Genomic DNA, 14,354 nt, shown 5'->3' with positions numbered 1-14,354 from the left:
TCGCCCAGGGGGCGGCCGGTGGCGGGGTCGAGGTTGGGATAGTCCGCGCGGTGCGCAGCTCCGCACCGTCGACGAAGGGGTATGCCGTGTCCACGGACGCCACGCTACGGGCAGGTGCGGGAAAGAGTGTTGCGCCCCCGGCAGGATTCGAACCTGCGCTCCCGCCTCCGGAGGGCGGTGCTCTATCCCCTGAGCTACGGGGGCAACGACGAGAAACTGTAGCAGGCACCGGGTGCTGCTCCGAACCGCGCGTGCGGCCGCCGGAGGACGGCCGGGAGCCGTCCACGGGGGCCTTGCGGCGCCGTCCGGGAGGGCCGGTGGCCACCACTAGACTCACGGGGGTGACCCCAGACCAGCTCGCCGACGCCATCCACGCCGTCCTGTCCGAGGCCGTCGCCCGCGGGGACCTGTCCGTCGCCGTCCCCGAGCGGTCGGCCGTCCGCGTCGAACGGCCCCGCACCCGTGAGCACGGCGACTGGGCCTCCAACGTGGCTCTCCAGCTGGCCAAGCAGGCGGGGATGCCGCCCCGGCAGCTGGCCGAGCAGCTCGCGGGTGCCCTCGCGGAGGTGCCCGGCGTGGCCCGGGTGGACGTCGCCGGCCCCGGCTTCCTCAACATCACCGTCGACGCCGCCAGCGCAGGGGAGCTGGCCCGGACGATCGTCGAGGCGGGAGCCGCGTACGGCCGGGGCGAGGCCATGGCGGGTGAGCGGATCAACCTGGAGTTCGTCTCGGCCAACCCGACCGGCCCGATCCACCTGGGCGGCACCCGGTGGGCCGCCGTGGGCGACGCCCTGGCCCGGGTCCTGCAGGCCTCGGGTGCCGACGTGGTGCGGGAGTACTACTTCAACGACCACGGCGCCCAGATCGACCGGTTCGCCCGGTCGCTGCTGGCCGCCGCCCAGGGGCGGCCGGCCCCCGTGGACGGCTACGCCGGCGCCTACGTCAGCGACATCGCCCGGCGGGTCCTGGAGGTCGAGCCGGACGCGCTCGACCTGCCCGACGAGGAGGCGCAGGAGCGGTTCCGGGCGGTCGGCGTGGCCCTGATGTTCGAGGAGATCAAGGCCTCCCTGCACGAGTTCGGCGTCGATTTCGACGTCTACTTCCACGAGAACTCCGTCCACGAGTCCGGGGCGGTCCGCCGTGCGGTCGACCGGCTCACCGAGCTGGGCGTGATGTACGAGAAGGACGACGCCCTGTGGCTGCGGACCACCGACTACGGGGACGACAAGGACCGGGTCGTGCTCAAGAGCGACGGGCAGCCGGCCTACATCGCCGGCGACCTGGCCTACTACCTCGACAAGCGCGAGCGTGGCTTCGACCGGGCGATCATCATGCTCGGCGCCGACCACCACGGCTACGTCAGCCGGATGATGGCGATGTGCGCCGCCTTCGGGGACGAGCCGGGGACCAACCTGGAGATCCTCATCGGACAGATGGTCAACCTCGTCAAGGACGGGCAGCCGGTGCGGATGTCCAAGCGGGCCGGGACCGTTGTCGTCCTGGAGGACCTGGTCTCGGCGGTCGGCGTGGACGCGGCCCGCTACGCCCTGACCCGGTCCTCGGCCGACAGCAACATCGACATCGACCTGGACCTGCTCACCCGCCGCAGCACGGAGAACCCGGTCTACTACGTCCAGTACGCTCACGCGCGCACCTGCAACGTGGCCCGGCTGGCCGTCGAGGACGGGGTGCGCCGGGAGGACGGCTTCGACCCCTCGCTGCTCGGCCACGAGACCGAGGCCGCCCTCCTCGCCGTGCTCGGGGACTACCCCCGGGTGCTGGCCCAGGCGGCCCAGCTGCGGGAGCCCCACCGGGTGGCCCGCTACCTCGAGGAGCTGGCCGGCCGGTTCCACAAGTGGTACGACGAGTGCCGGGTCCGACCGGTGGACGCGGACGAGGAGATCACCGACCTGCACCGGAGCCGGCTGTGGCTCAACGACGCCACCCGGCAGGTGCTTGCGAACGGGCTGGCCCTGCTCGGCGTCTCGGCCCCGGAACGGATGTGACCGACATGACCGCACCCCCCGTCCGGATCGCCCTGCTCGGAGCCGGCACCGTCGGTGCCGCGGTCGCCCGCCGCCTCGTCGGCGCGCGGACCTCTACGAGAGACGGACCGGTCGCCGGTTCGAGCTCGCCGGCGTCGCCGTGCGGGACACCGCCCGGCCCCGGGAGGGGATCGACCCCTCGCTCATCACCGACGACGCCGAGACGCTCGTCGACCGGGCCGACGTGGTGGTGGAGGTCATGGGGGGCATCCAGCCCGCCCGCGCCCTCGTCGAGCGGGCCCTGCGGCGCGGCGTGCCGGTCGTGACCGCCAACAAGCAGCTGATCGCCCAGCACGGCCCCGCGCTGCACGCCCTCGCCGACGAGCACGGCACGTCGCTGGAGTACGAGGGCGCCGTGGTCGCCGCGGTCCCGGTCCTGTCCGTGGTCAGGGAGGCTCTCGCCGGGGACGTCGTCACGGCGATCTCCGGCGTCGTCAACGGGTCGACGAACTTCGTGCTCGACCTCGTCGCCCGTCGCGGGGTGCCCTTCGAGGAGGCCGTGCGTCAGGCCGGTGAGCTGGGCTACCTGGAGGCGGACCCGACCGAGGACCTCGAGGGCCTGGACGCCGCGGCCAAGATCGTCATCCTGGCCCGCGCGGCCTGGGGCGTGCCGGTCACGCTCGAGGACGTCCAGCGGCGCGGCATCGCCGACCTGACCGACGAGGACTTCCGGCAGGCCGCGGGGGCGGGGACCGTGATCAAGCTGGTCGCCTCCGCCTGGTGCCGCGGGTCCGCGGGGCACCGACGGGTCGAGGTCGCCGTCCGGCCGGTGGCCCTGCCGCAGGACGACCCGCTGGCCCAGGCCCGGGAGAGCGCGAACGTGCTGATCATCGAGGCCGAGAGCGCCGGGACGCTGCGGCTGCAGGGGGCCGGCGCCGGCGGCGACGAGACCGCCTCGGCGGTCCTGGGCGACATCGTGCGGGTGGTCCGCCGGGGCTGACGCCGTGTTATGTTGGGGCCATTCCGTGAGCGGTCCGGCCGGTCCAGGTCGAGCTCCGGAACATCCATCCACGGACCGACGTCCATCGACGTCCGGTCGCCCGACCGACGATCCGGCTCGCGTCCGTGGCACGTCCCCGTCCGGCGCCGTCCGCGTCGGACCACACCCCAGGACCCCATGTCCGGCGCAGCCCGGGCCGAGGGGGAAGGACAGTACGTGACCGACATCAGTCAGGCTGCCACGACCAGGACCGGTGCGCTCAGCACCCTCCGACTGGCCGAGCTGCAGCAGCTCGCCTCGAGCATGGGCATCGCCGTCGACGCCAAGATGCGCAAGGCCGACCTCGTCTCCGCCATCCGCGAGCGCCGCGGCGGTGGCGACGTCCGCACCGGCGACGGCGGCGGACGCCCGGCGCAGACCCCCCGCAAGGAGCAGCCCGCGCAGGCGGAGCAGCTCGCCCGCGAGGAGGGGTCCTCCGGCGAGGGTGCCGACGACAAGGGCGGGCCGGCGGTCGCCCTCGACGCCGTCCTGGACCGGGCCCAGGCCCAGCGGGAGGGCGGGCGCACCCGCCGCACCCGTCGTGCCGGTTCCTCGGCCGGAGCGCCGCGCGTCGACGAGCGCGAGGGCTCGGGCGGGGAGAACCGCCAGGACCAGGAGCGCCGGGACCAGGAGCGCCAGGACCGGCAGCCCGCTCAGGAGGGGCAGGACGACCAGCCGGCGCGTCAGGGCGACCAGCGCCGCGACGAGCGCCAGGACCGCCGCGACGAGCAGCACCAGCGACGGGACGGCCGCGGACAGGACGGCGGCGACCAGAACGGCGGCGACCGCTCCCAGCAGGGGGGCGGCCAGCGTCAGGGCGACCAGCGCCAGGGCGGGGAGGACGACGACGACGGCCGTGGCCGCCGGCGGCGCAACCGCCAGCGCAGCCGGGACCGCAAGCGCGGGCGCGGCCCCGGGGGCGAGGACCAGCGCCAGGGCGGTCAGGCCGGGGGCCAGCGGGACGTCGAGGAGAGCTACTCCGAGGAGGACGTGCTCGTCCCCGTCGGTGGCGTGCTCGACCTGCTGGACAGCTACGCCTTCATCCGCACGACCGGCTACCTGCCCGGGCCGACGGACATCTACGTCCCGCTGGGCATGGTCCGCAAGTACGGCCTGCGCAAGGGCGACGCCGTCACCGGCGCGATCAAGGCCCCGCAGGACGGGCAGGACCACACCCAGACCGTCTCCTCGACCGGCAACAAGCGTGACCGTGGCAAGTTCGCCGCGCTCGTGCGGCTGGACTCGATCAACGGTCAGAGCCCCGAGCAGGCCCGGCAGCGGCCCGAGTTCAGCCGGCTGACCCCGCTCTACCCGCAGGAGCGGCTGCGCCTGGAGACCGACCAGAAGAACCTGACCACCCGGGTCATCGACCTGGTCGCGCCGATCGGCAAGGGCCAGCGCGGGCTCATCGTCTCCCCGCCCAAGGCGGGCAAGACGATGATCATGCAGGCGATCGCCAACGCCATCAGCCAGAACAACCCCGAGGTCCACCTCATGATCGTCCTGGTGGACGAGCGGCCGGAGGAGGTCACCGACTTCGAGCGGACCGTGCAGGGCGAGGTCATCGCCTCCACCTTCGACCGGCCGGCCGTGGACCACACCACGGTCGCCGAGCTGGCCATCGAGCGGGCCAAGCGCCTGGTCGAGCTGGGCCAGGACGTCGTGGTCCTGCTCGACGGCATCACCCGGCTGGGCCGCGCCTACAACCTGTCGGCCCCGGCCTCGGGCCGGATCCTGTCCGGCGGCGTCGACTCCTCGGCGCTGTACCCGCCGAAGAAGTTCTTCGGCGCGGCCCGCAACATCGAGAACGGCGGCTCGCTGACGATCCTGGCGACCGCGCTGGTCGAGACCGGCTCGAAGATGGACGAGGTGATCTTCGAGGAGTTCAAGGGCACCGGCAACATGGAGCTGCGGCTCTCGCGCCACCTGGCCGACCGGCGCACCTTCCCCGCGGTGGACGTGAACGCCTCCGGCACCCGCCGCGAGGAGATCCTCATGGGCGGCGAGGAGCTGAAGATCATGTGGAAGCTGCGCCGGGTGCTCTCAGCGCTCGACCAGCAGCAGGGCATCGAGCTGCTGCTCGACCGTCTCCGCCGAACCAAGCACAACTACGAGTTCCTCACCCAGGTCCAGCAGACGTCCTCGGTCCGGCTGGACGACGAGGACTGAGCGGTATGCGGGGGCACCCTGGCGCCATGCGCCAGGGTCCCCCGAGGACGACCTGCCCGAGCTCTTCGACGTCGAGCAGGTGATCACCTGCCGGGACGAGCGGGTGGGGCTGCGGGCCGCCGTCTCGCGGAGGCCCGGCGGGTGGCCAGGGCGATGACGCTCAAGCACGCGCTGGCCGAGCTGCCCTACGGCGGCGCTAAGTCCGTCGTCCTCGCCGACGGCCCCCTGCCGGCCCCCGGCTCGCCGGAGCGGGTCGCGCTGATGGAGCGCTACGGCGACTTCGTGGCCCGGACCGCGGGCAGCTACGTGCCCGGCGTGCGCGCCTTCTGCGACGAGGTGGCCCCGGGGCCCTGCACCGGCCGCGGCGTGTATGCCGCCATGCGGGCGGCGGTGCGGCACGCGCTGGGGCGGGGGAGGGACGGGGGAGGGACGGGGCCGCCGACCTGACGGCCCGCACGCGATGCTACGACGAGCGGGTCGACGCCGGCGACGTGGCGGCCGTGCTCGACCGGTTCGCCAAGGACGCGGTCTACCACCGGCCCGGCTACCCCTCGATGCGCGGCCGGGAGGCGTTGCGGCGTGTCGACGGGGGCGAGCGGGTCATCGAGTCCGACGCCCACCACCTGGACGAGCTGGTGGTGCAGGACCGGCGGGTGGCGGTGCGTGGCCGGTTCGTGGGCCGCCTGCGGGACGGCCGGGTGCGGGAGTGGCGGAAATGGACCCGGACCGCCCCGCTCTGGCAGAATGTCCCGTTGGCCCACCGGTTCACGGCGGCGCTGCCGCGCCACCGACCCGGGGAACCCGCCACCCCTAGGAGAAGACATGAAGAAGGACATCCACCCGGAGTACGTCGAGACCCAGGTGACCTGCACCTGCGGGGCGTCGTTCACCACCCGCAGCACCGCCACGTCCGGGCGCATCAGCGCCGACGTGTGCTCCAGCTGCCACCCGTTCTACACCGGCAAGCAGAAGATCCTGGACACCGGTGGCCGCGTCGCCCGCTTCCAGGAGCGCTACGGCAAGAAGGCCGACGCCAAGTAGGTCTCCCGACGCCGGTCCCGCGAGCAGCTCGCGGGGCCGGCGTCTGCCGTTCCCGGCCCGCATCCAGGTCGGCCGTCGCCCCACCATCCCGAGAGGTTGCTGATGTCCACCTCCGACTTCGGCTCCGCCCTCCCGCTCCTGGCCGAGCACGCCGAGATCGAGGAGCGGCTCGGCGACCCGGCCGTGCACGGCGACCCGACCGCCCTGCGGCGCCTCAACACGCGGTATGCCGCGCTCACGCCGACCGTCGCGGCCTACCGCGCCTGGGAGCGTGCCGCCGGCGACCTCGCGACCGCGCGCGAGCTCGCCGTCGACGACCCGTCCTTCGCCGAGGAGGTCCCGTCGCTGGAGCAGGCGGAGGCCGCCGCGGCCGAGGTCCTGCGCCGTCAGCTGGTGCCCCGCGACCCCGACGACGACCGCGACGTCATCCTCGAGGTCAAGGCCGGGGAGGGCGGCGAGGAGTCGGCCCTCTTCGCCGGCGACCTGCTGCGGATGTACCTGCGGTACGCCGAGCGGCGGGGCTGGCGCACCGAGCTGCTCGACGCGACCCCGTCCGACCTGGGCGGCTACAAGGACGCCCGGGTCTCGGTCCAGGCCACGGGCACCCCGGTGCCGGGCGAGGCGCCGTGGGCGCGGCTGAAGTACGAGGGCGGCGTGCACCGCGTGCAGCGGGTCCCGGTGACCGAGAGCCAGGGCCGGATCCACACCTCCGCGGCAGGGGTGCTCGTCATGCCCGACGTCGAGGACCCCGCCGAGGTCGCGCTGGACGGCAACGACCTCAAGATCGACGTCTTCCGCTCCTCCGGACCGGGCGGCAGTCGGTCAACACCACCGACTCCGCGGTGCGCATCACCCATCTGCCCTCGGGGCTGGTCGTCTCCTGCCAGAACGAGAAGTCGCAGCTGCAGAACAAGGAGTCGGCGCTGCGGGTCCTGCGCGCCCGGCTGCACCAGATCGCCGTCGACGAGGCCGAGGCGGCTGCCAGCGAGCAGCGCCGCAGCCAGGTGCGCACGGTGGACCGCAGCGAGCGCATCCGCACCTACAACTTCCCGGAGAACCGGATCGTCGACCACCGCACCGGGTTCAAGGCCTACAACCTGGACCAGGTCGTCGACGGGGACCTCGACCCGGTGGTGCAGTCGGCGGTCGACGCCGACGAGGCCGAGCGCCTGGCCCGGGCGGGCGACCGGTGACCGGGTCCCCGGACACCGTCGACGCGCTGGTCCGCGGGGCGGCCGCCCGGCTGGCCCCGGCGGGCGTCCCGAGCCCCACCGTCGACGCGGAGGTCCTGCTCGCGCACGTCCTGGGCCGGTCCGTGGGCGAGCTGCGCCGGGCCCGCCTCCTGGGCGAGGTGGTGCCGCTCCCGGGCGTGACGGCATACCAGGAGCTCGTGGACCGCCGGGCCGCTCGGGTGCCGCTGCAGCACCTCACCGGGACGGCGCACCTGGGCGGGGTCGACCTCGTCGTGGGGCCGGGGGTGTTCGTGCCGCGGCCCGAGACCGAGGTGCTCGTCGGGCTGGCGCTGTCGGCCCTGGACGAGGTGGACGCGCCGACCGTGGTCGACCTCTGCACGGGCAGCGGGGCGATCGCCCTCGCCGTGTCCCACGCGCGTCCCGACGCCCGGGTGGGGGCGGTGGAGCTGGCCGAGGACGCCCACCGGTACGCGGTGCGGAACGTGGAGCGCACCGGGCTCCCGGTCGACCTGCGGCTGGGCCGCGCGCAGGAGGCGTTCGAGGACCTGGTCAGCCGGGTGGACGTCGTGACGAGCAACCCGCCCTACATCCCCCCGGACGCCGTCCCGGTCGACGTCGAGGTGAGGGAGCACGACCCGGAGGTGGCCCTCTACGGCGGCGGGGAGGACGGTCTGCAGGTGCCGCTGGAGGTCGCCGCGCGGGCGGCCGTGCTGCTCCGTCCGGGCGGGGTGCTGCTCATGGAGCACGCCGAGGCGCAGGGTCGCAGCCTGCCGGAGGCGCTGGCCGCCCAGGGCTGCTGGTCCTCGGTCGAGGACCACGACGACCTCGCGGGGCTGCCGAGGGTGGTGCGGGCGGTCCGCGCCGGGCCGTGAACGACACCGCCCCGGACCCGCGACGTGCGCGGACCGGGGCGGGCCGTGAGGGGAGGGGTCGTGATCAGAAGATCCAGATCAGCAGGGCAATGATGAGCAGGATACCCACGATCGTCCAGATCAGGCCGCTTCCGCGCATGATTCTCACTCTCCTTCGGTGGCCCGGGCGCGGGGTGCGCCCAGGTCGTCGTCCTCCACTGTTGAGCAGCGGAGGGACGCGCGCAACTCTAGGTGACACGGGGACGTGGCGGAGCGCACCACGCCCGGGGTGGCGGTGAGACACTGGGTGCCGACGGCCGGGCGACCCGGTCGGCACGTCAGCCCCCGCCCCGACCCCGCCGGAGGAGACCCCGATGCCCGTTGGCCCGCCCGTGCAGGACCGGCTGCTGGACTGCACCGACCCGCGGACCCGGCAGCAGGCCCTCGACCGGGCCGCCGAGGCGGTCCGTGCCGGCAAGGTCGTGGTGCTGCCCACCGACACCGTCTACGGCGTGGGGGCGGACGCCTTCGACGTGGTGGCGGTGGCGATGGTGCTGGCGGCCAAGCACCGGGGCCGGGAGATGCCCCCGCCGGTCCTGGTGCCCGACCCGCGGACCGTGGAGGGCCTGGCCGTCGACGTGCCGATGTACGCCCGCATCCTCATGCGGCACTTCTGGCCCGGTCCGCTCACGCTCGTGCTGCGCGCGCAGCCGTCGCTGCGGTGGGACCTGGGCGAGACGAACGGGACGGTGGCGCTGCGGATGCCGGACGACGAGGTGGCCCTGTCGCTGCTCGCCGAGGTGGGGCCGATGGCCGTGACGAGCGCCAACGTCACCGGCAGCCCGGCCGCCACCACCGGGACGGAGGCCGTCGAGCAGCTGGGCGCGGCCGTCGCCGTCTACCTCGACGACGGGCCCCGGACGGGCGGTCTGCCCTCGACGATCCTGGACTGCACCGGGGAGGAGCCGGGGCTCCTGCGCACCGGTGCCCTGTCCGTGGAGGACGTCCGGGCGGTCCTGGGCACGACGCGGCTGCGGGAGCCCGGGGAGGTGGACGCCGAGGTCGAGGAGGCTCCCGACGGCCCGGCCGGGCAGGGCACGGCGGGGCCGGCGGACCTCGTGGGCAGCGTGAGCCCGAGCGGGGTGGCCGTGCCGGCCACGGCCTTCCGCACCCTGAGCCGCTGAGTCGGTCGCGGCGCGCCCCCCGCCGACGGGGACGACCCCCTACAGTGGGGCCCATGACCACCGCCGTGACCCCCGACACGTACTACGGCCCCAGCTTCGCGAGCCTGCTGGACCAGGATCCGCAGATCGCCGAGCTGCTCGTGGCCGAGCTGGACCGGCAGCGCAGCGGGCTGCAGCTGATCGCCAGCGAGAACCAGACCAGTCCGGCGGTCCTGGCGGCCCTAGGCTCGACCCTGTCGAACAAGTACGCCGAGGGTTATCCCGACGCCCGCTACTACGGCGGCTGCGCGGAGGTCGACAAGGTCGAGAAGCTGGCGATCGAGCGGGCCAAGCAGCTCTTCGGGGCCGACCACGCCAACGTCCAGGCGCACTCGGGGGCCAGCGCCAACCAGGCGGTGTACGGCGCCTTCGCCTCGCCGGGGGACACCATCCTGGCGATGTCGCTGGACCACGGCGGCCACCTGACCCACGGCTTCAAGGTCAGCTTCTCCGGCAAGTGGTTCAACGCCGTCCACTACGGCGTGCACCCCGACACCGAGGACATCGACTACGACCAGGTCGAGGCGCTGGCCAAGGAGCACCGCCCCAAGATCATCCTCGCCGGGGGCTCGGCGATCCCCCGGCTCATCGACTTCGAGCGCTTCCGCGCCATCGCCGACGAGGTCGGTGCCATCTTCTGGGTCGACGCGGCGCACTTCATCGGCCTCGTCGCCGGCAAGGTCATCCCCTCCCCGGTCCCGCACGCCGACGTGGTCTCCTTCACCACCCACAAGGTGCTGCGCGGACCGCGGGGCGGCGCGATCGTGTGCAAGGAGGAGCACGCCAAGAAGATCGACCGGGCGGTGTTCCCGATGATGCAGGGGGGACCGCTCATGCACGCGGTCGCCGGCAAGGCGGTCAACTTCGCCGAGTGCGCGACGTCGGCCTACCAGGCCTACGCCCAGCAGGTGCTCGACAACTCCCGGGCGCTGGCCGGCGGCCTGGACAGCCGTGGCATCCGCCCGATCACCGGGGGCACCGACACCCACCTGTCGCTGCACGACCTGCGCGGCGTGGGTGTCACCGGTGTCGACGCGGAGGCCCGGTGCGACGCGGCCGGCATCGTGCTGAACAAGAACGCCATCCCGTTCGACCCGGAGAAGCCGAACGTGGCCTCCGGCATCCGCGTCGGCAGCCCGTCCGTGACGACCCAGGGGATGGGGCCCGAGCAGATGGAGACCGTCGCCGAGCTCATCCACCGGGCCGTGACCCGGACCGACGGGGACCCGGACCACGCGGTCGCCCGGGAGATCCGGGCGGAGGTGGGCGAGCTGCTCACCTCCTACCCGGCCTACCCGGAGCCGCAGGCCGGCTGAGCCGGACATCGACCGACCGACCCCGGGGGACCGGAGGCCGTCGGGGAAGGTGACCTGACGTGCGCGAGTTCCTCATGGTGCTGCTGACCGCGGCGGTCGTCACGTACCTGGCGACCCCGCTGGTCCGGCGGCTCGCGCTCGTCGTCGGGGCGATCACCCCCGTGCGCGACCGGGACGTGCACGCCACCCCGGTGCCGCGGCTCGGGGGCGTGGCCATGCTCCTCGGCTTCGCCGCCGCGGTCGTGCTCGGCTCCCAGCTGCCCTACCACGGGCAGCTCTTCGACTCCTCGCCCCAGCTCTACGGGGTGCTCGCGGCGGCCACCCTCGTCACGCTGCTCGGGGCGCTGGACGACGTCCGGGACCTGGACTGGGCGACCAAGCTGGCCGGCCAGGTGGTCGCCGGGGCCGTGATGGCCTTCTTCGGCGTCCAGCTCCTGTCGCTGCCGATCGCCGGGGTCACGGTCCTGCCCGAGCCGGTCATGGTGACCCTCACCGTCCTCGTCGTCGTCGTGTCCACGAACGCGGTCAACTTCATCGACGGCCTGGACGGGCTGGCGGCCGGGGTCGTGCTCATCGCCGCCTCGGCGTTCTTCGGGTGGTCCTACCTGGTGAGCACGAACTTCGACCCGCCCAACGTGTTCTCCACCGCGACCTTCATCAGCGCGGCCCTCATCGGGGTGTGCCTGGGCTTCCTGCCGCACAACTTCCACCCGGCCCGGCTGTTCATGGGCGACGCCGGCGCCCTGCTGCTGGGGCTGCTGCTGGCCGCCGCGACGATCTCGATGACCGGCTCGGTCGACCCCAGCTCCTCGGTGGCGACCGCCTCGGCCGCGACCGCGATCCTGCTGCCGCTGCTCATCCCGATCGCCATCATGGCCCTGCCCTTCCTGGACATCGTGCTGGCGGTGCTGCGGCGGACCCGTGCGGGGCAGCTGCCCTGGAAGCCGGACCGCGGCCACCTGCACCACCGGCTGCTCGACATCGGCCACAGCCACCGTCGGGCGGTGGTCGTCCTCTACCTGTGGTCCGGCCTCATCGCCGTCGGGGCGGTCTCCTTCGCCTACCTGCCGGTGTGGGTCTCCGTCGTGGGCATCCTGCTGCTGCTGGGCCTGGCGATCGCGCTCACCCGACGTCCGGAGAGCGTCCCGGCGAGGACCGCCTGACCGCCCGGCCTGCAGGTTTCCGGCCGGCGCCGGGGCTTGTGATAACTTTCACAAAGTTTCCGACCCCTCAGGAGCAGCCATGACCGCCGCCCCCGCGACGCGCCGTGCGCGCACGCCGGTGGCCTCGATGCTGCTCTGCGGGCTGCTGCCGGTCGCCCCCCTGGTCGTGCTGGTCCCGCTGCTGACGTGGGCCGCCGCCGGCGGCTGGGCGGCGGTGTCGGCCCTGCTGGGGGTGGGAATCTCCGCGGCCGTGTTCGTCCTCGGGGTGCTCGGCATCCGCGGGGTGCTCAGCGGACCCACCGCCACGACCATGGCGGGGGCGTTCGGCGTCCTGATCGTGCAGATGGCCGTGCTCGCGGTGACGATCTGGGCGCTGGCGCAGACAACCTGGCTGCAGGTCCTCCCGCTGGTCCTCGCCTTCGTCGTCACCGGTCTGGTCTTCCAGGCCGGCCTCGTCGTGGGCTACCTGCGGTCCCGTCCCCAGCTGGACGTCACGCTCCCGGGGGAGGTCCGGTGACCGACCCCGGCACCCCGGGCCCCGACGCCGGCCGCCCGGGCGACCCGCCCCGCCCCTCCATCCCCTCGCCGCACGGCGGCACCGAGCGGGAGGTCGTGGGCATGGCCCGGCAGACCGACCTCGGCAACGCCGTGCTGGCCTACCTGCTCGCCGGGCCGGTGGGCTTCGGGGCGCTGGGCTGGGTGCTCGACCTGCTGCTGGGCACCTGGTTCCTGCTGCCCGTCGGGGTGCTCGGCGGGATGGTGCTGTCCATGTACGTCATCTGGCTCAGGTACGGTAGGTCATGACGTCGGTGTCCCACCGCGACCCCACGGCGTCGCACCCTGTCCGGGAGCCAGCCCCGACACCCGTCGAACACCCTGTGAAGGAGAACGCGTGAGTGCGACCATGACGGCCGCTGGGCTGGTGCTGCCCATGGCTGAAGGCGAGTCCAGCCACTTCCCGCCCACGCCGGGCGACTTCTGGCAGCCGCTGTTCGCGATCCCGGGCACCGAGTACTACTTCACCCGGCCGATGCTGCTCATGGCGATCGCCACCGTCATCCTCATGGTCTGGCTGTGGCTGACCACCCGGCAGGCCGCCCTCGTGCCCGGCAAGGGCCAGTGGCTGACCGAGCAGGTCTACAACTTCGGCCGCAACGGCATCGCGCGCGACATGATCGGCAGCAAGGAGTTCATGCCGTTCGTGCCGTTCCTGTTCTCGTTGTTCGTCTTCATCCTGCTGAACAACCTCATGGGCATCGTCCCGCCGTTCCAGAACCCGACGATGGCCCGGGTGGCCTTCCCCATCGGGCTGACGCTGCTGGTGTACGTCGTCTACCACTGGGTGGGGCTGCGCAAGAAGGGCAGCATCGGCGCCTACCTGGGCGGCATGCTCCCCAGCGGCCTGCCGGGGTGGATCAAGCCGTTCATCCTCCTGCTGGAGCTCATCACCTTCTTCATCACCCGCCCGCTGACGCTCGCCCTGCGACTCTTCGGCAACATGTTCGCCGGCCACATGCTCCTGGTCGTCTTCATCGTCGGCGGCTGGTACCTGTTCAAGACCTACGACCCCGGCCTCATGCTGGTCGCCATCCCCGCCTGGATCCTCGGCGTGGCGCTGACCGCCTTCGAGGCGCTGGTCCAGTTCCTGCAGGCCTACGTCTTCACCCTCCTGGCCGCCTCCTACATCGGGGGCGCCCTCGCCGACGAGCACTGACCGTCCCCGCGACGGCCGGCGCCCGCCCGGACCACCGACCACACCCGCACAACTGAATAGTTCCAAGGCCTTCGACGGGGCGCCGCCCCGTCGGGACATCACACAGAAAGAGATACGACGTGACTGGTGACATCACTCTGCTCGGCTACGGCCTGTCCACCATCGGCCCGGCCATCGCCGTGGGTCTGATCTTCGCCGCCTACATCAACGGCGTCGCCCGCCAGCCCGAGGCGCAGGGCAAGCTGCAGCCGATCGCCATCCTCGGCTTCGCGCTCGCCGAGGCGCTGGCCATCTTCGGTCTGGTGCTGTTCTTCATCGCGTTCTTCGTCGGCTGACCCGACCCCGACCCGTCCAGACCCGTCCCGCCGGGGCCCGTGAGGGCACCGAGGGACACGCACACGTGAGGAGCCGCTCGTGGAGCACACCACGATCGCGACGGGCGTCCTGAGGGCTGCCGAGCCGATCGGCGCCGGGGAGGATGCCGTCCCGATCCTTCCCTACATGCCCGAGCTCATCTTCGGGCTGATCGTCTTCGGCCTCTTCTACTGGTTCGTCGCCAAGAAGATCGTCCCCACCCTCGAGAAGGTCTACGCCGAGCGCACGGCCGCGATCGAGGGCGGGGATGCAGGCGGCCGAGCAGGCCCAGGCCGAGGCCGCCGC

Annotated in this window: 13 protein-coding genes, 1 tRNA gene and 2 pseudogenes; 15 read left to right on the top strand and 1 reads right to left on the bottom strand. The window is 73.1% G+C overall.

What is annotated here, in order from left to right; all coding sequences use genetic code 11:
• Positions 1–132: 132 nt before the first annotated feature.
• Positions 133–204, bottom strand: a tRNA-Arg gene (locus BJF81_RS05320).
• Between the two features lie 137 nt (positions 205–341).
• Between BJF81_RS05320 and argS the strand changes: the two genes are divergently transcribed.
• From argS to BJF81_RS05245, 15 genes and pseudogenes are all read left to right on the top strand, one after another.
• Complete coding sequence (gene argS, locus BJF81_RS05315; protein ID WP_075957444.1) at positions 342–2,006, top strand: arginine--tRNA ligase; 1,665 nt, start codon at positions 342–344, stop codon at positions 2,004–2,006.
• Entirely contained in the window at positions 1,957–2,985 is a 1,029-nt protein-coding gene (locus tag BJF81_RS05310; RefSeq protein ID WP_075957443.1) for a homoserine dehydrogenase, read from the top strand. The genes argS and BJF81_RS05310 overlap by 50 nt, the downstream gene beginning before the upstream one ends.
• A gap of 216 nt (positions 2,986–3,201) precedes the next feature.
• Positions 3,202–5,193 carry a transcription termination factor Rho gene (gene rho / locus BJF81_RS05305; protein ID WP_075957442.1) on the top strand — a complete coding sequence of 664 codons (1,992 nt, stop codon included), beginning with the start codon at positions 3,202–3,204 and terminating at the stop codon, positions 5,191–5,193.
• Between the two features lie 153 nt (positions 5,194–5,346).
• Positions 5,347–5,640, top strand: a complete 294-nt coding sequence (locus tag BJF81_RS17285; protein WP_075957441.1) for a hypothetical protein — start codon at positions 5,347–5,349, stop codon at positions 5,638–5,640.
• Positions 5,544–5,885: pseudogene (locus tag BJF81_RS21345) on the top strand (nuclear transport factor 2 family protein); the annotation flags it as partial. The gene BJF81_RS17285 and the pseudogene BJF81_RS21345, both read left to right, overlap by 97 nt.
• 130 nt (positions 5,886–6,015) lie before the next feature.
• The gene (rpmE, locus tag BJF81_RS05290; protein WP_075957440.1) at positions 6,016–6,234 is read left to right on the top strand and encodes a 50S ribosomal protein L31; all 219 of its coding nucleotides are present in this window, start codon (positions 6,016–6,018) and stop codon (positions 6,232–6,234) included.
• Between the two features lie 102 nt (positions 6,235–6,336).
• Positions 6,337–7,427: pseudogene (gene prfA, locus BJF81_RS05285) on the top strand (peptide chain release factor 1).
• Complete coding sequence (prmC, locus tag BJF81_RS05280; RefSeq protein ID WP_075957633.1) at positions 7,424–8,299, top strand: peptide chain release factor N(5)-glutamine methyltransferase; 876 nt, start codon at positions 7,424–7,426, stop codon at positions 8,297–8,299. Before prfA ends, prmC begins: the two are co-directional and overlap by 4 nt.
• Before the next feature lie 353 nt (positions 8,300–8,652).
• Positions 8,653–9,462: an L-threonylcarbamoyladenylate synthase gene (locus tag BJF81_RS05275; RefSeq protein ID WP_075957439.1), complete on the top strand. Its 810-nt coding sequence runs from the start codon at positions 8,653–8,655 to the stop codon at positions 9,460–9,462.
• 53 nt (positions 9,463–9,515) lie between these two features.
• On the top strand, positions 9,516–10,817 hold the full coding sequence (locus BJF81_RS05270) for a serine hydroxymethyltransferase (protein ID WP_075957438.1): 1,302 nt from the start codon (positions 9,516–9,518) through the stop codon (positions 10,815–10,817).
• 59 nt (positions 10,818–10,876) lie between these two features.
• Positions 10,877–11,980, top strand: coding sequence for a glycosyltransferase family 4 protein (locus BJF81_RS05265; RefSeq protein WP_075957437.1), 1,104 nt, complete (start codon positions 10,877–10,879; stop codon positions 11,978–11,980).
• 79 nt (positions 11,981–12,059) lie between these two features.
• Positions 12,060–12,497 (top strand): hypothetical protein, encoded by a 438-nt coding sequence (locus BJF81_RS05260; RefSeq protein ID WP_075957436.1) that lies wholly within the window; start codon positions 12,060–12,062, stop codon positions 12,495–12,497.
• Entirely contained in the window at positions 12,494–12,784 is a 291-nt protein-coding gene (locus BJF81_RS18530) for an AtpZ/AtpI family protein (RefSeq protein ID WP_075957435.1), read from the top strand. Before BJF81_RS05260 ends, BJF81_RS18530 begins: the two co-directional genes overlap by 4 nt.
• Positions 12,785–12,872: 88 nt before the next feature.
• Positions 12,873–13,694 (top strand): F0F1 ATP synthase subunit A, encoded by an 822-nt coding sequence (atpB, locus tag BJF81_RS05250; RefSeq protein WP_237770036.1) that lies wholly within the window; start codon positions 12,873–12,875, stop codon positions 13,692–13,694.
• Between the two features lie 119 nt (positions 13,695–13,813).
• On the top strand, positions 13,814–14,029 hold the full coding sequence (locus BJF81_RS05245) for an ATP synthase F0 subunit C (protein ID WP_075957433.1): 216 nt from the start codon (positions 13,814–13,816) through the stop codon (positions 14,027–14,029).
• Positions 14,030–14,354: the final 325 nt, after the last annotated feature.

The sequence above is a fragment of the Ornithinimicrobium sp. CNJ-824 genome, from assembly GCF_001942405.1.
Taxonomy (GTDB): Bacteria; Actinomycetota; Actinomycetes; order Actinomycetales; family Dermatophilaceae; genus Ornithinicoccus; species Ornithinicoccus kibberensis.
Note: the sequence above shows the minus strand (reverse complement) of the source record. Positions and strands in the feature narration are given on the sequence as shown.